General features: G+C 60.4%; 18 protein-coding genes and 1 pseudogene. 7 read left to right on the top strand and 12 right to left on the bottom strand.

The window, feature by feature from the left end:
- The first annotated feature begins 534 nt into the window (after positions 1-534).
- Positions 535-1,860 (top strand): bifunctional folylpolyglutamate synthase/dihydrofolate synthase, encoded by a 1,326-nt coding sequence (locus tag ACSQ3L_RS18445; protein WP_436161253.1) that lies wholly within the window; start codon positions 535-537, stop codon positions 1,858-1,860.
- A gap of 472 nt (positions 1,861-2,332) precedes the next feature.
- Here ACSQ3L_RS18445 and ACSQ3L_RS18440 read toward each other — a convergent pair whose 3' ends face one another.
- Positions 2,333-3,706 carry a PleD family two-component system response regulator gene (locus ACSQ3L_RS18440; RefSeq protein ID WP_436161252.1) on the bottom strand — a complete coding sequence of 458 codons (1,374 nt, stop codon included), beginning with the start codon at positions 3,704-3,706 and terminating at the stop codon, positions 2,333-2,335.
- Between the two features lie 33 nt (positions 3,707-3,739).
- Positions 3,740-4,156 (bottom strand): response regulator, encoded by a 417-nt coding sequence (locus ACSQ3L_RS18435; RefSeq protein WP_436161251.1) that lies wholly within the window; start codon positions 4,154-4,156, stop codon positions 3,740-3,742.
- Positions 4,157-4,352: 196 nt separating this feature from the next.
- Between ACSQ3L_RS18435 and ACSQ3L_RS18430 the strand changes: the two genes are divergently transcribed.
- Together ACSQ3L_RS18430 and ACSQ3L_RS18425 are read left to right on the top strand one after the other, a co-directional pair.
- Complete coding sequence (locus tag ACSQ3L_RS18430; RefSeq protein ID WP_292177183.1) at positions 4,353-4,652, top strand: DUF3572 domain-containing protein; 300 nt, start codon at positions 4,353-4,355, stop codon at positions 4,650-4,652.
- A complete protein-coding gene (locus tag ACSQ3L_RS18425) occupies positions 4,649-5,302 on the top strand; it encodes a hypothetical protein (protein ID WP_436161250.1) in 654 nt (217 codons plus the stop codon). Before ACSQ3L_RS18430 ends, ACSQ3L_RS18425 begins: the two co-directional genes overlap by 4 nt.
- Before the next feature lie 11 nt (positions 5,303-5,313).
- Here ACSQ3L_RS18425 and ACSQ3L_RS18420 read toward each other — a convergent pair whose 3' ends face one another.
- On the bottom strand, positions 5,314-6,846 hold the full coding sequence (locus ACSQ3L_RS18420; protein WP_436161249.1) for a hypothetical protein: 1,533 nt from the start codon (positions 6,844-6,846) through the stop codon (positions 5,314-5,316).
- 98 nt (positions 6,847-6,944) lie between these two features.
- Complete coding sequence (locus tag ACSQ3L_RS18415; protein WP_436161248.1) at positions 6,945-7,520, bottom strand: N-acetyltransferase family protein; 576 nt, start codon at positions 7,518-7,520, stop codon at positions 6,945-6,947.
- A gap of 65 nt (positions 7,521-7,585) precedes the next feature.
- Here ACSQ3L_RS18415 and ACSQ3L_RS18410 point away from each other — a divergent pair, with 65 nt between their 5' ends.
- Complete coding sequence (locus ACSQ3L_RS18410) at positions 7,586-8,914, top strand: DNA polymerase IV (protein ID WP_436161247.1); 1,329 nt, start codon at positions 7,586-7,588, stop codon at positions 8,912-8,914.
- Positions 8,915-8,920: 6 nt separating this feature from the next.
- Here ACSQ3L_RS18410 and ACSQ3L_RS18405 read toward each other — a convergent pair whose 3' ends face one another.
- Positions 8,921-9,427, bottom strand: coding sequence for a hypothetical protein (locus ACSQ3L_RS18405; RefSeq protein ID WP_436161246.1), 507 nt, complete (start codon positions 9,425-9,427; stop codon positions 8,921-8,923).
- Between the two features lie 194 nt (positions 9,428-9,621).
- On the opposite strand from ACSQ3L_RS18405, the gene ACSQ3L_RS18400 reads away from it, so the two are divergent.
- The gene (locus tag ACSQ3L_RS18400) at positions 9,622-10,503 is read left to right on the top strand and encodes a DMT family transporter (protein WP_436161245.1); all 882 of its coding nucleotides are present in this window, start codon (positions 9,622-9,624) and stop codon (positions 10,501-10,503) included.
- A gap of 109 nt (positions 10,504-10,612) precedes the next feature.
- Here the strand turns inward: ACSQ3L_RS18400 and ACSQ3L_RS18395 are convergent, their stop codons facing one another.
- The gene (locus ACSQ3L_RS18395; protein WP_436161244.1) at positions 10,613-12,313 is read right to left on the bottom strand and encodes an ArnT family glycosyltransferase; all 1,701 of its coding nucleotides are present in this window, start codon (positions 12,311-12,313) and stop codon (positions 10,613-10,615) included.
- A 322-nt stretch (positions 12,314-12,635) separates the two neighbouring features.
- Here ACSQ3L_RS18395 and ACSQ3L_RS18390 point away from each other — a divergent pair, with 322 nt between their 5' ends.
- Positions 12,636-13,499, top strand: a complete 864-nt coding sequence (locus ACSQ3L_RS18390; protein ID WP_436161243.1) for a methyltransferase domain-containing protein — start codon at positions 12,636-12,638, stop codon at positions 13,497-13,499.
- A 106-nt stretch (positions 13,500-13,605) separates the two neighbouring features.
- Here the strand turns inward: ACSQ3L_RS18390 and ACSQ3L_RS18385 are convergent, their stop codons facing one another.
- The 4 genes from ACSQ3L_RS18385 to ACSQ3L_RS18370 are packed head-to-tail and all read right to left on the bottom strand — an operon-like array spanning position 13,606 to position 16,966.
- Positions 13,606-14,229: a class I SAM-dependent methyltransferase gene (locus ACSQ3L_RS18385; RefSeq protein WP_436161242.1), complete on the bottom strand. Its 624-nt coding sequence runs from the start codon at positions 14,227-14,229 to the stop codon at positions 13,606-13,608.
- Positions 14,230-14,231: 2 nt separating this feature from the next.
- Positions 14,232-14,711, bottom strand: a complete 480-nt coding sequence (locus ACSQ3L_RS18380) for a GtrA family protein (protein WP_436161241.1) — start codon at positions 14,709-14,711, stop codon at positions 14,232-14,234.
- A gap of 38 nt (positions 14,712-14,749) precedes the next feature.
- Positions 14,750-15,754 carry a glycosyltransferase gene (locus ACSQ3L_RS18375; RefSeq protein WP_436161240.1) on the bottom strand — a complete coding sequence of 335 codons (1,005 nt, stop codon included), beginning with the start codon at positions 15,752-15,754 and terminating at the stop codon, positions 14,750-14,752.
- Positions 15,755-15,760: 6 nt separating this feature from the next.
- Positions 15,761-16,966: a glycosyltransferase family 2 protein gene (locus ACSQ3L_RS18370; protein WP_436161239.1), complete on the bottom strand. Its 1,206-nt coding sequence runs from the start codon at positions 16,964-16,966 to the stop codon at positions 15,761-15,763.
- A 198-nt stretch (positions 16,967-17,164) separates the two neighbouring features.
- Here ACSQ3L_RS18370 and ACSQ3L_RS18365 point away from each other — a divergent pair.
- Positions 17,165-17,290: pseudogene (locus tag ACSQ3L_RS18365) on the top strand (EamA/RhaT family transporter); the annotation flags it as partial.
- A gap of 12 nt (positions 17,291-17,302) precedes the next feature.
- On the opposite strand, the gene ACSQ3L_RS18360 reads toward ACSQ3L_RS18365, so the two are convergent.
- Positions 17,303-18,106 (bottom strand): potassium channel family protein, encoded by an 804-nt coding sequence (locus ACSQ3L_RS18360; RefSeq protein WP_436161238.1) that lies wholly within the window; start codon positions 18,104-18,106, stop codon positions 17,303-17,305.
- Positions 18,107-18,163: 57 nt separating this feature from the next.
- Positions 18,164-18,562, bottom strand: a complete 399-nt coding sequence (locus ACSQ3L_RS18355; protein ID WP_436161237.1) for a nuclear transport factor 2 family protein — start codon at positions 18,560-18,562, stop codon at positions 18,164-18,166.
- Positions 18,563-18,629: the final 67 nt, after the last annotated feature.

Genomic DNA, 18,629 nt, shown 5'->3' with positions numbered 1-18,629 from the left:
ACCCCAGACCAGTTTTAATCGGCCCGAATGCCCACTGTGGCTTCATGCTCAATAACTGAGACATTAAGTGCCAACAGCAGTTTCGTGAAGCGGCTTCGAGATCGAAGCTCTTCCCTTGAAATGAGGACAACATTGGCCCATTTCTGGCGGGCGAGACAGCCAAAGAGCAAGCCTCATCACCGCCGCCAATCACTGTTGCCCTTCGCGTCCGTGCGACTCTCCCAAAGAATTGTGTCTGCCCCCAACACGGTAAGAGTGCGATGGCCCACCAGTCGAAAGCACGCCGGGTGAAAAGAGCCAACTCATCGGGTCACGTTGAGGGCGATAGCGGGTTGAGAGGGTTTCAATTCTATGTGAGAAGTCGACGCTACATACTAAATGGCAGGCTAGAGTTCGGCGCCCAGGATTGACTAATTCTGAATCTAGACACGAATGCAAGGGTTGCGGATGCTGAGCGGTGCCTGAATTGTTAAGCGGAAACGCAGCAAGCCTAAGCTTCGACTTTAGCTAAATTAGCCGACCGGTGAATACGCTATGCTGACATTCAACCAAAGCCGCCGCTTGGCAGAAACGCTAGCGCGTCTCGATGGTCTAACCGATTGGGAACGAAGGCCGCGTGGATCGATGCTCGTCGGGTTAGACTCGATGTACGATCTAATGCAGCGCCTAGAAAATCCCCACAAAGGCGTCCGCGCCATCCATGTAGCAGGAACCAAAGGCAAGGGGTCAGTTTGCGCTCTCCTTGAGGTCGCGCTGTTACGCGCAGGCTACCGCGCCGGCCGCTATTCATCACCGCACGTCGAGCGGGTATCGGAACGGGTCAGCATTTTAGGCCAGCCATGCGGCGAAGGCGAATTGGCGGACGCCCTGACCCGGGTACTGGACGCCTATGAAACCTCGAAGCATGACGGCACGCCGGGGGCTGCTGCGACTTGGTTTGACGTGTTAACAGCCGCTGCCTTTCTGATGTTCAGGGAAGCCGATTTGGACTGGGTCGTTGTCGAGGTTGGCCTCGGCGGACGGCTGGACTCGACAAATGTCGTCTACGGCGAAGTTGCCATCGTCACCAATATCGAGTTGGAACACGCTGAAATTCTCGGTGCGTCTCGGGAGGCCATTGCCCGCGAGAAAGTGGGCATACTCAAGCCCGGTGCGACTCTGGTCACGACGCTCGCAACTGACGACGAAGCCGGTCGAGTTTTGCAGGAGCAGGCCGACGAGTTAGGCTGCCCGGCCCTGCGCACCAATCTTGGGCCAGATGCAAGGATCGCGGACAGGAACGCTGAATTGGCGGCAGTAGCACTTGATCATCTGGGCAGGCAGGGCGTTTTCGCGCTTTCGAAGAGCGCAGCTAAGGTCCCACTCGGCGCATGGCTGCTAGATGATGCGACACAAACCAAAGCCCGCCTCCCAGGTAGGTTAGAGTGTTTCAACATCCGCGGTCTCAATGAACCACTATCGGCATCGCGAACTGTGCCGGTAGTGCTCGACGGTGCGCATATCCCTTTCAACCTTGCGGCGGTATTATGCGACCTCACCCTTCGACCAGATTTGAACGGTCGATGTGTGGCCGTCGTCGCCCTTGCCGCTGACAAGGACGCACTGGGCTTCTTGTCGGTTCTAACGGATTACGTGAGCACCACCATCTTTACGGAGCTGCCAGTGTCGGGTCGGGGTTGGCCGGCGGCAAATCTGAACGTTCTTGCAACATCGTTGGGTATGACGAGCGAAGTAGAGTCAGATTCAGAACTCGCCTTAATGCGAGCCGTTCGCCTGGCCTCGGAAACTGCAACGTGGCTCCTGGTTACAGGCTCATTACATCTCGTCGGAGCGTTGCGACGAATAATAAGCGCCGGCTAGGTGCACGCGTCCACTGGACTAGACAGTTTGGGAATCGTGGGCGCTGTGCCTTCTGAAGGCCTGCACGTCTGCCACTGGATGACACGCGCGCGACTGTCCGGTCCGTTGGAACTATCCCGATTTTTCGATGCACAAAAAACCCCCGAAGATCGGGGGCTTGGCACGGAATCCTCATGTCACATGAGACAAAGGGGGCCGGTCGGCGTTTGGCAGCGGTACGAGGAGGCCACTATGTGCCAGCGCCGGCCGGCCGACCCCACGGACCCAGGAGATGCGGCGGACCTGAGCATCATGGGGTATTCCTGAGGATCGGAGCCGGCTGTCTATCCTCGTGCCGGCTTCGTCTTGGCCTGCACATTTGCGCAAGAGCTTATGAAAATCAACAGTTTCTTAACCAAGGCTCGCGAATCGCTTGGGTTAAGGTAAACGGGTAACCCTGTCGGGTTGACTTGGATAATCGGAGCTGGACCGGTTATGCCGCCTTGGCGACGACACGGTTGCGGCCGCCGCTCTTGGCTTCGTAGAGCGCGAGGTCGGCACGCTTCATCAGCGCCGCCACCGTATCCACGCCCTTCAGCACCGACGACACGCCGACACTGACGGTGACCTCGATGGTCTTACCCTCTTGGCCGATGGCAAAGGGCGCCTGGGCGATTTCGGCGCGAATGCGTTCAGCCACCTTCTCAGCCACCGCGCCCTCAGTGTCCGGCATCACCACGACGAACTCCTCGCCGCCAAAACGGCAGGCAAGGTCGATACCCCGGACGTTCTTGCGCAGCCGTCGGGCAAATTCCCGCAGCACCTCGTCGCCGCCGTCATGGCCGTGCGCGTCGTTGATCGCCTTGAAACGGTCGAGGTCGGTGATCATCACCGACAGCGGCCGGCGCCGTGCCACGGCCCGATCGAACAGCGTCTGCAGGTGGCTGTCGAGATAGCGGCGGTTGTGCAGCCCGGTCAGGCCATCGGTCACCGCCATTTCGATGGTCTGGGTGACGCTGGCGCGCAGTTGATCGTTGTAGCGCTTGCGGCGCACCTGGGTACGCAACCGCGCCGTCAGCTCCTGCTGGTCGATCGGCCGCATCAGATAGTCGTTGATGCCGAGTTCGAGGCCACGGATGATACGCTCCTCCTCGCCCTCCTCCGCCAAAAGAATGATCGGCACGAAGCGGGTGCGATCCAGCGAACGCAACTGCGAACAGAGCCTCAGCGGATCGAAATCGGCGAACGCGGTCGAGATCATCACGCATTCATAGGACGTCTCCGCGGCCTGGAAGAAGCCGGCATGCGGATCGCTGGAGATATCGAGGTCGGCGCGGTCGCGCAGCATCTTTTGGATGCGCTCGACGGACGACTTGCGCTCGTCGATCAAAAGCACTTTCGGCGTCGTGTCCTCGGAGGCGAAATTGCGGCTCAAAAGCTCTTCGATGCCGATGTTGCGCGTCGTCGAGGCGCGCAGCCGCAACTCGTCGGTCAGGGACTTCAGGCGGACCAGGCTCTTGACGCGCGTCATCAGTTGCAGATCGTTGACCGGCTTGGTCAGGAAGTCGTCGGCACCGGCCTCAAGCCCACGGACACGGTCGGAAACCTGGTCGAGCGCGGTGATCATAACCACCGGAATGTGCGACGTCGCCGGATCGCTCTTCAGCCGCCGGCAGACCTCGAACCCGTCCATATCCGGCATCATCACGTCGAGCAGCACGACATCGACCTTGCCGTTCTCGCAGGTTTCGATCGCATCCGGCCCGTTGGTGGCGGTCAGCACTTCGAAATATTCGGCCAGCAGCCGAACTTCCAGCAGCCGCACATTGGCAGGGATGTCGTCGACGACGAGGATCCGCGCAGTCATTTCATAAGGCTCCGGCTCGGCTGAAAGGGTACATTACGCATCGCCCAGATAGGATTTGATGGTTTCGATGAAACGCGGCACCGAGATCGGCTTCGAAATATAGGCCTCGCAGCCGCCCTGGCGGATACGCTCCTCGTCGCCCTTCATCGCGAAGGCGGTCACCGCGATGACCGGGATGACGTGCAACTCGTCGTCCTCCTTCAGCCATTTGGTCACCTCCAGTCCCGACACTTCAGGCAGTTGGATGTCCATCAGGATGAGATCCGGCCGGTGCTGGCGCGCCAGATCGAGCGCTTCCAGACCGTTTCGGGTGCGCACGGTCTCATAACCGCTTGCCTCGATGAGGTCCCGAAAGAGCTTCATGTTGAGCTCATTGTCCTCGACGATCATGACCTTCTTCGGCATCGATATCCCGTCCCGGCCGCCCTTCCGCTCGAAGGCGACCGTCATGCGCCATGTCTGAACGCACCAAACCCTGCTTCACTTTACGGCAATATGATTGACGAAACGGAAATCCGCGGCTGAAAAGCAGCGCGAATTCCACCTCGCCCTTGCGCGTCCAAAGGGCGCGCCACGCTCTAATGGCTTGCCGCAAGCAACTCTTGCCATTACTGCGGGAGAGACTCATTCCACACCGAAGGTAGTGATGGCAAACGCAGCGTCAATGCGCGAAGAGGCGGAAGCGATTGCCGTGAAGGCCCTGGGCTTCGTCGCCTCCGATCCGGAGCTGTTGCCGCGCTTTCTGGCAATCACCGGCATAGAAGCCCATTCGATCCGCAAGGCCGCCAGCGAACCGGGATTCCTGGCCGGCGTCCTGCAGTTCATCCTTGCCCACGAGCCGACACTGATGCGCTTTGCCGAGGAAACCGGCACGCCACCGGCTGCTGTCGGCAAAGCCTTGCGGGCGCTGCCGCTGGGCGACGACAACCATGAGCATTCGATATGAGCGATGATCCCGAAACCGCGCGCCAGATCGGGGAATTAGTGGCTGACGACCGCCCGCTGCTGGTGCTTGACGTCGACGACGTCTTGCTCGAATTCATCCGCCCTTTTCCCAATTTTCTCAAGGCGCGCGGCTATGACCTGACGCTGGCCTCCTTCCGGCTGACCGGCAACATCGCCGAAACGGCGAGCGGCCGGCTGATCGAACAGCCCGAAGTCACCGCACTTCTGGGCGATTTCTTTGACGCACAGGCCGACTGGCAGAGTGTTACGGAAGGTGCTGCGGAAGCCCTGGCAGGGCTCGGCGATCGGGCGGAAATCATCTTGCTTACGGCCATGCCGCACAGACACCGAGCCGTGCGCCGTGCCCATCTCGATGCCCTCGGGATGAACTACCCGCTTCTGACCACTGAAATGGCCAAGGGACCCGCGGTGGCCAAGCTTCGCGGCAAGACCGACCGGCCGGTCGTCTTCGTCGACGATCAGCCGCGCAATCTGGCATCGGTGCGGGAATCGGTCGCCGACGCCGAACTCATCCACCTGATGGCCGACATTTCGTTGCGTGCGTTCCTGCCGCCGGTGCCGGACGACGTCGCCGTCGTCCAGGACTGGCACGAAGCCGCGCCGAAAATTGCAGTGGCGCTGGGGCTCTAAGGCCCCGGCCCTCAAGGGTTCAGTTTCGCGCCCGCCCCGCCGCCATCGTTCCCGCTATCGTCTCCACTGTCATCGTCGTCGATGCTGTCGTCCACGGCCGGATCGGCGGGCTTCAGCATGACGCCATTGACGGCGACCGAACCGTCGGCCTTGGCATTGACGACCCATTCCAGCCGGCCATCGGGCAGCGTATTGCCAAAACCTTTCGCCATGAGGGCGACAGGCACATATTGCGCCACCTCCGGTTCTGACTTCGCCGCCTCCTGCAGGCCTTCGACAAGCTTGTCGAAGCCGGCGACATCGACGGTCACGTTGCCTTCGGGCTTTTCGCCGGGGAACGTCATCTCGCCTTCCAGCGCGATCTCCGTGTCCTTGTTCTTCACGGTGCTGTGGCCGAGCACGACCTTCGGCGTCTTGGCCATGAAGTCGGCTTTGAGCTGCTCGCCGAATTCGGCCGACAGCGGCGGATCCTGATTGAGATCAAAGGCTTCGATCGCCTTCTTCGCCATGCTGTCGAGATCGATATTGGCGCCGCCGAAGTTCAGCTCGACATCTGTGGGCAGCAGCCCCACGCTCCAGCTCGGCAGAAGCTGCGTCGGCACGGTCAGCCCTGACGCCTTGATCCCGTAGGTGATCGTACCGCTTTGGGCGACGCCGTCGGTGCCGAACACGGTGCTGAGCTGGGTGGCGCCGAAATTGCCGACCGGGCTTTCCACCGCGAAATCCTTGAAGCCGTAGGTTCCCTCGACACGCTCCCAAAGCGGCAAGGCGGCGAGCAGAAGCGATTTGAGTTGCGCCTGGTTGGCCTTTAGCGTCGCTTCGTTTTCATTGGCCACGGCAAATGCCAGGAGATCGAGTAACGGCTTTGTCCGCACGCCCTTGCCGCTGGCTTCGACCGACAGTTCCGGTGACCTGACGGTGACCGGGAATTTCAACCCGCTCTCCGGATCGTCGAAATTGATCGCTTCGACAAAACTCGACACCTTTTGCGAGGTTGTGAAATCGACGCCGCCGGTCGCGGACTTGGTCGCGGCAATGGTCGCCGTGCCGGCGCCGGCGTTGACTTCCATGTGCTGCTTGGCATCCTTCGATGCCATCGTCATGCCGGACATCGAACTGGTACCGCTGGTGAATGCCGCCAGATTGGGATCGTAGACACCGGCCCCCTTGCCATCCTTGATCGAAAACTGCGTGCCTTGCAGCCCCTCGGGTCCGTTGAACTCGAAGGAAGCGCTTTGCGAAAAATCCATCGAGACATCCCAGGATCCATCGCTGCGCGGCTTGACCATCAGCGCATAGGGCGCGAAGTCGAATTTCAGCAGTTTCTGGTCCGGAAATGATGCGGCAAGTGCGTTGAAATCAAACAGGATTTTGTAGACGCCGCCTTCGAGCGAAACCTTCAGAATGCCTTTGTCGATCGCCTGCTTGCCGACGTAGCGGGCCAGGTCGTCTGACAATTTCTTCGCACCCTGACTGTCGACGGTCTGACCGAACGCAGGCGCGCTCAACGCAAGGAGGAAAACGAATGGTAGGGCACGGTTCACGCGAATTCTCCGTTTGACCTAGAAGGAACGTCCGTCTGGTATGAAATTACTGCTGCAACCGCAAGGTAAGATCAACAAGCCACGAGCGGCCCCCTCAATCAAAGCACCAGCCGCATCAGTGGCCGGCCGGCCTTGCGTTCCACCAACCGCTCGAAACCGGCCTTCTCGAAAACCCGAGACGAGCCGACGAACAGGCCGATCGAACGCGAATCGCGCGACAGGTCTATCGGGCATGCCTCGACCTGCCGGGCGCCATTCTTGCGGGCGAAGTCGATGCCGCCTTCGACAAGGCGATGCGTGATACCCCTGCCGCGCGCCTTGCTGCGGATGAAGAAGCAGGAGATGGCCCAGACGGCGGGATCCATTGCGTCGGCAGGATCGACCGGTGCCGACCCCCTGCCCTGATTGTTCCACTCGGGCACGTCGGCGCGTGGCCCGATCTGCATCCAGCCGACCGCCTGACCGTCTTCGAATGCCAGCAAGCCCGGCGGCGGGCCTGCTTCGATGCGCGCCTTGATGTGATCCTTGTTGCGTTCGCGGCTACTCTCGCGGCGCACCGCCGGCGCCAGGCGGAAATGCGTGCACCAGCAGCCGTAGCAGGCTCCCTGCTTGCCGAAGAGATCCTCGAATTCAGCCCAAAGCTCAGGCGCCAGCGGCGCTATGGTCGTGCTCATGCGTTCTCCCCAGGTCAGCCTTGTCGCTGGCCTTGCACTATCGTACCATTGCTTCTGTTCTCTTTATGTTCGCAGCGATGGCGGCCCCTGTCAACAATCCCGATCACGGTTTTTGCCGCGACTGCCTGACGTTTCAGCGCGGTGAGACGCGCCGCTGCGAGCGCTGCGGCAGCCCGCGCCTTGCGCGTCATCCCGAGCTTTACCGGCTGCATCTGGCCCATATCGATTGCGACGCCTTCTATGCGGCGATCGAAAAGCGCGACAATCCCGCGCTCAAGGACAAGCCGCTGATCATCGGCGGCGGCAAACGCGGCGTCGTCTCCACCGCATGCTACATCGCCCGCATCCAGGGCGTGCGCTCGGCCATGCCGATGTTCAAGGCGCTCGAAGCCTGCCCCGAGGCGGTCGTCATCAGCCCGAACATGGAAAAATACGTGCGTGTCGGTCGCGAGGTGCGCGCCATGATGCAGGCGCTGACGCCGCTGGTCGAGCCGCTCTCGATCGACGAGGCGTTTTTAGACCTCTCCGGCACCGAACGGCTGCACGGCCTGCCGCCGGCGGTGGTGCTGGCGCGCTTTGCGCTGGCAGTCGAGAAGGAGATCGGCATCAGCGTTTCGGCCGGCCTGTCCTATTGCAAGTTCCTCGCCAAGATAGCGTCGGACTTCCGCAAGCCGCGCGGCTTTTCGGTCATCGGCGAGGCCGAGGCGGTCGGCTTCCTCGCGGTGCAGCCGGTGACCATGATCTGGGGCGTCGGCAAGGCGTTCAACGCCACGCTGGAGCGCGACGGTATCCGCACCATCGGCCAGTTGCAGCAGATGGATCGTGGCGACCTGATGCGCCGCTACGGCACGATGGGCGACCGGCTCTATCGCCTTTCGCGCGGCGAGGACGTCCGCCGCGTCGATCCCGACCAGGACGCCAAGAGCGTATCGGCCGAAACCACCTTCGATACAGACATCGCGTCGCTGGACGAGCTGGTCGCGGTGCTGAGAGGGCTTTCAGAAAAGGTCTCGGCACGGCTGAAAAAGTCCGGCATTGCCGGGCGCACCGTGGTGCTGAAGCTGAAGACCCAGGATTTCAAGCTGCGCACGCGCAATCGCCAACTCGGCGACCCAACCCGGCTCGCCGACCGCATCTTTCAGACCGGAGTGGAGCTGCTGCGCAAGGAAACCGACGGCACGAAATATCGACTGCTCGGCATCGGCGTCAGCGACCTCTCGGACGACGACAAGGCCGACCCACCGGATCTGGTCGACCTCCAGTCGCGCAAGCGCGCCATGGCCGAAGGCGCCATCGATGCCCTGCGCGACAAGTTCGGCCGCAAGGCGGTGGAAACCGGCTATACATTCGGCAAGGGCCGCGACGCCCACCCGCCGGAACCGCTTGAGGACTGATTTTCGCTAGCTGCGCTGCAGGTCGATCCGGCTCGTGACCACGCTCTTGCCGGTTTTCGGATCGGTGTCGGTGACAGTCAGCCGCATGCCGTTCTCGCCACGTTTCTCAACCTTCATCTGCGCGCTTCGGTCGCCATTGACCTCCTTGGCCCAGCGAATGCCGAGATTGATCGCGTTGCCCGAACGGCTGCCGTTGAGCTGTGCCGGCCCGGTACGAGAACCGACATAGGTGCCGCTGTACTTTGCACCGCTGGCCGTCAGGTCCGCGCTGATGGCGCGCGTCACCACAATGAGCCCCCGGCAATTGCCGTCGAGCGACAGCGACGTCGAGGTCGCGTTCGACTTGAACGTACAGGACACATTCACCGTCGGCGCGTCGGTGGTCACCTTGACGATACCTTTGCCTGCGAAATTGCCCTTGAACGACTGGAGAAACCTAGTCTCGTCGGCACGCGCTGTGCCAGCCGCGGCCAACAGACAGCCGGCAAGGGCGAATTGCGCGAAGGATCTCATCGAAGCTCTCCTTGTCGATCTTGAAAAGGGCGGGACGATCCGCAAGCACGGCTGACTATCGCAACTCAACGCCCCTTGCCGGATCAGGTTCCGCCCGCAACACGACCGTTTTGCAACATCAAGTTGCGACTGGCCCAGTAGGAATGCAGCGGCTAGCGATTGCGGCAGAAGCTCCGGCCTGCGACATAGCGGGCATGACAGCCACCCACTCGATCCCCAAGGCCGCCTTCTGGATGGCGCTGTCGATCGCATCGTTCCTGGCGATGTCGGTCGCCGGCCGCGCCACGACAGCCGAGCTCAACGTCTTCCAGGTGCTGGAACTGCGCTCGGTGATCGGCTTTTTCATCCTTCTGCCGCTGGTGATGACGAGCGGCGGCTTTCCAGCCATGCGCACGCAGCGCCCCGTCGCCCATATCGCCCGCAACATCATCCACTATACCGGCCAGGCGGCCTGGCTCTACGCCTTGACGCTGATCCCGCTGGCCGTGCTGATCTCGATCGAATTCACCACACCGATCTGGACGGCTATCCTGGCGGTGATTTTTCTCGGCGAAAGACTCTCCCGGCCAAGGCTCGCAGCGATCGTGCTGGGGCTGATCGGCGTGGTGATCATCGTGCGCCCCGGAGCCGGCTCGGTCGATCCGGGACATCTCGTCGTGCTCGGCGCCGCCGTCTGCTTCGGCATCTCGGTGGTCACGGTCAAGTCGCTGACGCGGACGGAGAGCGTCGTGCGCATTATCTTCTGGATGCTGATCATCCAGTCTGTGGTCGGCTTGGTTCCGGCGCTCTATACGTGGCGCAACCCGCCGCTGGCGCTATGGCCATGGATCGTACTGATTGGCTTCACCGGCATGTCGTCGCATTTCTGCATGGCCCGCGCGCTTGGCTATGCCGACGCGACCGTCATCTCGCCGATGGATTTCCTGCGCGTGCCGCTGTCGGCGCTGATCGGCTGGCTGCTTTATAGCGAGCAGATCGACGCCTTCACCGCCGGCGGCGCGCTGCTGATCCTGGCCGGCAACCTGCTCAACCTGCAGCGCAAGGCGCCACAGCCTGCGGAGATCGCAACCTCCTAGCTATAGGCTATTCGCCCAGTCAGTTGCCTGGTTCGGTCGCTTACGATCCGACAGCTTGGCTGGCGTCGATACGACTGCCTTCACCCGCTTCGATCGAGCGGCACTCGGCTCAGTCATAGACGCCATCGAATAGAAACTCGTTGTCACTGCCGTCCTTGAAGTGTCCGGCGTACGAACCCGTCGGCAGCAGCAACGCTTCGCGTGCACCGTCGCGCAATGTTACGGTCTTTGGCCCGATCGCGAGGTGAAATGGCGGATCAAGCACGGCGCCGTCGATTACAACCTGGCCCCGTAACGGCGTTCCATCTGCACTGTAGAGCGCATAGCTTCCAGCAATCGGAACATCAAAAATCTTCCGCTGACCGGGATAAATTCTGCTACCAGCGATCCTGAGGTTGGGTGCGATACGGACGTAGCTGTTCAAGATCAGTGGCGCGACGACCGGATTGATATAGTCCATTCGGTAGGACCACAGGATCAACTTTGGCGGGGACTTGCTAAGGACATTATAGACCTCCGAGTTCTTGCCTTCCTGCAAGGTGGCGAGAACATAGTGTTTGTCGAGCCATAGAGTTGTCGGCTCCATCCGATTGGGCAGCATTCCTACGCCGTCGAAATACCGCTCACCTGGTGCAAGCAATGACTCTGCCCGCGCCACCAATTCAAGTTGGGCCGCATTGTCGAAGCGGAGGTAAAGTACATTGGCAACGAAGCTTATAGCCATGGCTGTGACGAGCGCTATCCACGCAAGGTGCAGGTAACGCACGCGGATTGCGGCGCCGTCGAGCAGCGTCAACGACCATAGCGACATGAACGGCAACGCCATGATGAACACGTAAGGCCACGGCTGGTCATGCGCGAAGACCAGCACAGTGACGACGATCGAGAAGATCAGCGCAATTCGTCTCCGTTCGTCGAGCTTCATGATCTGTATCAGAGACAGAGCCATGCCGGCGAAACAGAAGACGTAAAGAACATAGTTTCGCGCGAGCGTCTGAAACACGAATCGCCTCAGCCCCCCGTAATCACCGCCCCCGCGCGCAGCAATCTCAAGAGGGCCGAATACGAGGTTCCTGGCAATGGGAACAGGGTCGGCGCCGCCGAAGATGAAGCAATAGGCAATTATGGGAACGGTCCATCCCAGCACGAGCCATGCGCCGCGCGCCATGCCCGCCGCATAGCGTTTCGCCAAAGCCGCGTCAGCGACCAGACCAAGGCCAAGCGCAAAATTGAAGTAGACTGATTTCTGCGTCGCGAGGAACGACAGGCCGCTTAGGATTCCGGCAGCGACAAGCTGCCGTCCGCTCAATTCACGTGCCCGCAGGACGACCAGCAGCGCCGCCACCGCGAAGAACACCGCCAACGGCTCGGCGATGGTGCGAAAGATGCGCTCCATGAAATTCGAGAAGCACAGGAGGAGGAGGACAATGACCAAAGCCCGATTCCGGTCCTCGCCGAGCGCGCGAGCGCAGGCATAGACCATGGCCACGGTCGCGCATGCCAGCAGGGCGGTCTGGATGCGGCCGACAAGCAGGATCGACGTGGCATCCCAGCCGATCAGGTGGGCAATCTCGTAGAAGATCGCATAGCCGACCGCCTTGGGATGCCAGATCGTGTCGAAGAGGCCGTTGGAGAAATATTTTGCCCATCCGAGCTGGACGAATTCGTCCATGACGAAGCGGGCGTTCCAAGCCAAGGTGAAGAGCAAAACGATCTTAAGGGCAATTAGGACACCCAGAAAAACGGTTGCCGGGCGCTGCTCGATACCGAATAGCTGACCTGATCTGTGTCCAAATTCTTGCGTGTCCAAGATACCCCCCAAACCGTGACTCAGCCCAGAGCCCCCGCGTGCCAGCAACTGAACCTCTCGCCACTTCGACTGCTGCCGCTCCGCATACGCAAATAGCCAGTTTGGCGAGGCGGCTTCGCCTCGGTCCCGGCGCGGTTGCTTGTCGAAAACCGTGCCGAAACCGCGTTGCGTGATTTTGTTTGGTCGCGCCTGTGTAGTAGGTTCTTGCAGATTCCGCCCGTTTAGCTTGCGCTGAGCGGATTTTAACAACTGTTAGCCTTCGCTCGTTAAGAAAGGCCTATAGTCATCCATGGTAACCTGTTCTCCCAAATAGTGTGGAGACTTGAAAGGACAGCGCGTGCTGCAATCCAAATTCACGTCGGGTCTTGTCTGCCCAGCCTGCCATGCTGCGCTTGTGACAGGCCCCGGCGCCCTAACATGCAAATCTTGCTCAGCCATTTATCCTGTACGAAAAGGCATTCCGTTCTTTGCCGAGCCACCGACAAGGCAAGGTTTCGACGCCAGCTTCCATGAAGAGGCGTATGCCGGCACCAGCACCCGTGCCCGCTTTTACAATTCGCTGAAGCGACTCATAACAAGCGAGTATTCACCGCATGACACACTGAATTCGTTTCTAACGTCGGTGCCTCAACAGTCCACAGTCATCGAGTTCGGCTCCGGTGCGCGGCGCATCCGCTCCGATGTGCTCAACATAGACTTGTTCCCCGGGCCGAATGTCGATCTCGTGGCGGATATTGAGCGCACCCCGCTCCCGAGCGATTCAGTCGACTACATCATTCTGGACAGCGTGATCGAGCATGTTCCCAATCCGGCTGCGGTCGTTGATGAAGTGCTCCGCGTCCTAAAACCAGGCGGCAAGCTGCTATGCATCAACCCGTTCTTGTTTCCCTACCATGGCTACCCAGCCCATTACTGCAACTTCACGAAAGACGGGATCGAGCAGCTTCTTCGGCGGTTCGGAAGGGTTGAGGTTCAAACGCATCAGGGACCGACGAGCGCAATCGTCAACATCCTTTCCGAGTACGTCGGCGTGATTGTGGGTCGGGAGAACCGGACCCGCTATATGTTAGCGAAAGGAGCGGTCTTGACGCTGACATTCCCGCTCAAATTTATCGACAAATTGCTTGTCGATCGCCCCGAAAGTCATCGGATCTCCAGTATGCTCGGCACCATCGCGACCAAATAATTCAACGGCTGTACGTCCGCATCATCGCGCCGAATACCGGATCGTAACCTGGGCGGTGGCATTGATCGCGGGACATCCCTGTCTCGCGGATCAATCAGTTTAGACACTACCAACTCAACACTTCGCAATAGTTCGGCCAGTCAGGTACAGCCGATACTCTCTGCGCCTTTGGGAAATACCGTCGCGCCATGACCGCAAAGTCCGATCGTGAAAACAGCACGACATGCTTGTCTCCGGTGATGTGCCGGTCGGCAAGAAGCGACAGCGTGGCCCGCACGCCGCCCGGCTCAATGTCCTTCAAGATGATCTTCCGGCAAGCCCAGCGTTCGCAGCTGCCGGCCAGCGATTTGAAAAATGAGTCGCGTTGATCGACCGGCACGTGATGGATGACGTCGGAAATCGTGACAGCATCGTAAAGCCCTGTCACGTCGGCGAGATCAGTCGCAGGCAGAAGTTCAACCCTCGCGCGATGTACGTCGCTTAAGAATGTACCGATTGAAGGAGCTAGATCGCACATCGTAACAGCTAGGTCAGGGCGTCGATTTAGGAGCCGCTCGACGAGCGCGCCGTCACCGCCGCCGATGTCCACGATCTTCGCGCCGTTCGGCAATTCACCGTCAAGAAAACCCGCGATCAGGTTGAGGTTGACGAACACACGACGATATACATTGCCGACCGGCTCGAAATGGCGGCCGAGAACCCTGCGCGCGACCTGACCTGGTGCCAGCATTCTTATTCCTCGTTTCTTGCTGATTGGCGTTTTGCCGGGTGAGAAGGTGCCGTCGGCACGGTTGCGGAGTACAGATGGAGACGCGGCACGATGGCCCAGTGCGCAGCGACAAAGTTCCAGAAGAATAGGGCGATGGTGGCGATTGGGGTCGCAATCGGAACACTAAGCTCGAAGCCGGAACAGAGGACGACCATCATAGCTACCGAGATCGGATAGGCCGCAACCACGCCTCCTGCGAAACGCGTGAATGCCTTCAGGCGAAGTGACTCGGCAAAGGTGAACCGGCTATGCAGTCCGTATCCGATTGGCGTGACAGCCAAGAATGAGATCAGGATGCCCAGCAGGTAATGCCCCCCCAATTGATCGACCACAATCATGATGGCGTTGTGGGCAATGGCGCACATCAACCCCACTAGCGTGTACCGCCACCCTCGTTGCAAAAGCGGTCTTTTGCGGCTGCCCGCGCACCGCTCCTGCCCCATCTGCTCATCCGTAGATATAACTGGATTGGGCATCGGCCTTAGAAAGCCCCTGTTAACTTCGCACGAAGCCGGCAAATGACACGCTCCCACAACCGCGAGTCGCGCAAATAGCGCCTCATGCCGATCGGTCCGAGCGAAAGTACAGTACAAGCCGCGCGAACCAGGGCTTTAAAATTGCCGCCCGACGCGGCGGCCAGCGAGACATTGACGCTGATCGACGCCAGAGCGGCAGGTTCAACCCAGCGTCGGCTGCTCGCCGGAAGCCGGGAAAGATGGCGCTCCATGACAATCTGCATTTGCGACCGGAATTCGCTAACGTCACGGGATCCGGTTACAGTCAGCGAACCGCCGTGAACCCGAAAGGCCGTAGTGATCTCGTCGTGATAGACGACCGGACCGGTACTGGCGAGCTTCGCCCAGATGTCCCAATCCGCCGTATACCAGAGTTTCTCATCCATGCCTCCGCATTCCAGCCATGCGGTTCTACGGAATATCGGAGCGGGCACCGAGACAAAGTTTTGAACAAGCAGCCGCTCCAGCAAGAATTGAGCTCCGAGCACCTCGTCAGCCGGCAAAGGGCAGTTCCAGCGCCCAATTCGGCGGCCGTTGCGGTCAATGATGGCAGTTGGAGCCAAATGAAGCCCGGCTTCTGGCGAGGTCGCGAGCCAGCGGTGGGCGGCCTCGACGCGCCCAGGCAACCAAAGGTCATCTTGGTGGAGGATGCAGACGTGATCAGCGGCCGCCGACTCGACGCCCAAATTGGTCTTCGTTTGCCAAGGCGCAAGATCCGTTCGCTGAAGCAGCCGAAGGGGTAATCGGTGAGCAAATCGCTCTATGATGGCAGCAGTGGTGCTCGTCGGGCTGCTGTCGACAACGATTATTTCCAGGTTGCCGGTCGGCTCGACTGCAAGCGAGTCAAGTGTCGCCTCAATCCATGCCGCCCCCTCGTGGACCGGCATGACGACGGACAGAAATGGCTTTTCGTCGGCACAGCCACCTGCTCGAGTTCCCGCCCGCAAGCCAGCTGGGTGATCAGGACCCATTGCCTGTCACTCCAGATTATCAAGCAGCAACTTGAGCACAAAGCCGGACAGCACCATGGACATGCCGGCCACGCAGGCGGTGGTGATCACAAATGTCAGATGCACCGACTGCTCCATCGGGCCGCCTATGAAAATCCAACGCAGCGCCAGCAGCACCTCCGCGACAAAGCCCGTCGCCGCGAGCACACCTCCGGAAAAGACCAGCCATTCCAACGGGCGACCGCGCATCAGCCAGGGCACGATTCGGCCTCCATGGACTGGGTGATAAATGGCGATCGCCACCTTGGCCAGCATGCCGAAAAGGATCGCCGAAAGGCCAATCAATGTCGCCATTGCGGAGAGCGCGACGAAGTGAATTCCGAAATACCACCCGCCGATCCGAACGGGTCCCGCTGCGAGGATCGCAAGGCCGGCAATGCCGGTCACCAGCAAGGTCGCCCCTGGTATGAGATACATGGTGTTGGGTGCATGGGCCACGATCAGCCGCAGGTGGCGCCAGCCGTCGCGGAATGAACGCAGATGCGGTGGGCGGCCGCGCTTGTCCGGATAAAGCTTGATCGGCACCTCCCGGATCACCAGGCCTGCGCGATGCGCGTTGATGACCATCTCCGAGGCGAATTCCATGCCCGGTGAGCGCGCGCCTATCCTGCGGAATGCATCGCGGGTGAACCCGCGCATGCCGCAATGGAAATCATGTATCGGAGAATGGTGAAGCCAACGGGCAATCATTGAAAGCACCGGGTTGCCGAGATATCGATGCAGCGAAGGCATGGCGCCCGGCTCGATGCCGCCCGCAAAGCGATCACCCATGACCAGTTCGGCACCATCCTCCAATGCGTCGATGAACTCGCCGAGGCTGCTCCAGTCGTAGGAATCGTCTGCATCCGCCATGATGAGATACTTGCCTCGTGCGGATTCAGCCGCCGCGCTGATCGCCGCGCCGTATCCCTTGACCCGCTGGTGCACGACACGCGCACCGAGGGACTCTGCAATCTCAACCGACCGATCGCTCGACCCATTGTCTCCGACGACCACCTCGCCCACGATGCCCCGCTTTGCAAAAACATCGAGAGCCTTTTGGATGCAGATGCCGAGCGTGCGCTCTTCGTTCAGGCAAGGAATAATGGCCGACACGAGAGGCGCCGCCGCATCATCGGCGCGCAGGCCGTTCAGATCGGTCTTGACCGTCGCAAAATCCGCCTTCGCGATCATCGTGCCTCGCCCGCCCAATCGTCAGCCTTGCCAACGATCAGGCTACATCAAACATTCCGCTGCCTAGCTGCAACATTAGCAAGAACAAGTTAGTCAATGATATACGAGAGCCGTGCCCGTCGGCGGATTATGTGGTCATCAAGTAATTGGCGGAATTTTATACTCTCGTCGTAAGAGCGGCACGTCCAGATATGCCAATGGCTGGTGCTGTGTCAGGAACGGTTCGACGCCTTCACCGCCGGCGGCGCGCTGCTGATCCTGATGGGCAATCTGCTCAATCTTCAGCGCAGGCCGATAAAGCCGGCCGAGGTCGCGGCGTCATAGCGCCGCCGCTGGTCAGTTCCCCTCGTCCGGTATGTTGAGAAGATGGCCACAAGCCTTGCAGTGCACCGCGTCCGGTTCGTGCCGTTGCAGCCCGCATTGCGGACAAGGAAAGAACACCTTGGCCGGCCGGAAGATCGCCTGAGCCAGCCTGACGAACAGCGATATACCGATGATCATGGTGACGATCGCCGTCAGCTTGCCGGCCATGCCCGGCAGCACGATGTCGCCGAAGCCGGTCGTCGTCACCGTGGCGACGGTGAAATAAAGCGCGTCGATATAGTTTTCGAGTCCGGCGCCGGTGCGGAAGAAGAAGGTGTAGACGAAGCCGGTGATGACGAACAGGAAGGTCAAGAGGTTGATGACCGCGTGGCTCGCCTCGCGCCATGGCCGCAGGCCGCTCATCTCCAGATGCCGCCAGAGCGAACCGCTGCGCGACAGCGACCACAGCCGTAGGATGCGCAGGAAGGCGAGATTGGCCAAGGCGGTCGGCATCAGCAGCGTCAAAAGGATGAAGACGTCGACCCACGACGTCGGCTGCTTCATCAGCCGCAGCATGTTTTTGGAGGCAAGCAAGCGGGCAGCCAGGTCTGCGGCGACCAGTGCCGCCACCGCATCGTCGAGCCAGAGGAATGACGGCTTGTCCTGGAGAACCGGCGTCGCGATGAAGAAAGCGATGATGGCGAGGTCGATAACGACAGCCACCAGCTGGAACCGGAAAGCCGCCGGCGTGCGCCCGTGATAAAGCTTGCGCAGCCTGTCGCGCAGCCGCGCCATCGCCGAATTTTCCTGTAATCCGTCCTTGCCCGCCGCTTTCATGAGGATTGCGTAGCGTCCGCAGCCATGGCCGTCCAGTGGCTTAAGTTGCGGGATCCCTCAGCTTTGCACCACTTTGCCGTCGGGTCCGACAAGGCCCCAGGCGGTGGCCGTGTCATAGAAGAACTGCTCCTTGGCAATGCGGTCACCGCGCCACTGCTGAAGCGCCACCTCTTCCAGGCGCCGGACAGTGCCGTCCTTGTCGATCCTGTCGAATGTCCAGCGGATGGCGACATTGTCGCCGTCGACCAGAAAAATCTGGACCGGATGCGTATACATCTTCTGGATCCGTTCCAGAACCGATTGCTCGCGTGCCATCAGCGCTTCCCTGCCCCTGCGCGGGACACCGAGATTCTCCTGCATGGTCGCATCGTCATGGTAGAAGTCGGCGATCGCCGTGACGTGGCTGCCTTCGACCACTTCCTTGAGGAAGGTTTCAACGCGTTCGCGGCTGGGCATGATGGCGCATTCCTGTCTGGCCGCGGCCGCACCGCCGAGGCTTTGGATTGGGCTGGGTTCGAAACGG

It is taken from the genome of Mesorhizobium sp. LjRoot246 (genome assembly GCF_964254115.1).
Classification (GTDB): domain Bacteria; phylum Pseudomonadota; class Alphaproteobacteria; order Rhizobiales; family Rhizobiaceae; genus Mesorhizobium.
This window is presented reverse-complemented; position numbering and strand designations above follow the sequence as displayed.

Bases quoted from the DNA above. Each gene is read 5' to 3' on its own strand.
- ACSQ3L_RS18445 (WP_436161253.1), top strand. From the start codon at position 535: ATGCTGACATTCAACCAAAGCCGCCGCTTGGCAGAAACGCTAGCGCGT.
- ACSQ3L_RS18440 (WP_436161252.1), bottom strand. From the start codon at position 3,706: ATGACTGCGCGGATCCTCGTCGTCGACGACATCCCTGCCAATGTGCGG.
- ACSQ3L_RS18435 (WP_436161251.1), bottom strand. From the start codon at position 4,156: ATGACGGTCGCCTTCGAGCGGAAGGGCGGCCGGGACGGGATATCGATG.
- ACSQ3L_RS18430 (WP_292177183.1), top strand. From the start codon at position 4,353: ATGGCAAACGCAGCGTCAATGCGCGAAGAGGCGGAAGCGATTGCCGTG.
- ACSQ3L_RS18425 (WP_436161250.1), top strand. From the start codon at position 4,649: ATGAGCGATGATCCCGAAACCGCGCGCCAGATCGGGGAATTAGTGGCT.
- ACSQ3L_RS18415 (WP_436161248.1), bottom strand. From the start codon at position 7,520: ATGAGCACGACCATAGCGCCGCTGGCGCCTGAGCTTTGGGCTGAATTC.
- ACSQ3L_RS18410 (WP_436161247.1), top strand. From the start codon at position 7,586: ATGTTCGCAGCGATGGCGGCCCCTGTCAACAATCCCGATCACGGTTTT.
- ACSQ3L_RS18405 (WP_436161246.1), bottom strand. From the start codon at position 9,427: ATGAGATCCTTCGCGCAATTCGCCCTTGCCGGCTGTCTGTTGGCCGCG.
- ACSQ3L_RS18400 (WP_436161245.1), top strand. From the start codon at position 9,622: ATGACAGCCACCCACTCGATCCCCAAGGCCGCCTTCTGGATGGCGCTG.
- ACSQ3L_RS18385 (WP_436161242.1), bottom strand. From the start codon at position 14,229: ATGCTGGCACCAGGTCAGGTCGCGCGCAGGGTTCTCGGCCGCCATTTC.
- ACSQ3L_RS18380 (WP_436161241.1), bottom strand. From the start codon at position 14,711: ATGGGGCAGGAGCGGTGCGCGGGCAGCCGCAAAAGACCGCTTTTGCAA.
- ACSQ3L_RS18375 (WP_436161240.1), bottom strand. From the start codon at position 15,754: ATGGGTCCTGATCACCCAGCTGGCTTGCGGGCGGGAACTCGAGCAGGT.
- ACSQ3L_RS18370 (WP_436161239.1), bottom strand. From the start codon at position 16,966: ATGATCGCGAAGGCGGATTTTGCGACGGTCAAGACCGATCTGAACGGC.
- ACSQ3L_RS18360 (WP_436161238.1), bottom strand. From the start codon at position 18,106: ATGAAAGCGGCGGGCAAGGACGGATTACAGGAAAATTCGGCGATGGCG.
- ACSQ3L_RS18355 (WP_436161237.1), bottom strand. From the start codon at position 18,562: ATGCCCAGCCGCGAACGCGTTGAAACCTTCCTCAAGGAAGTGGTCGAA.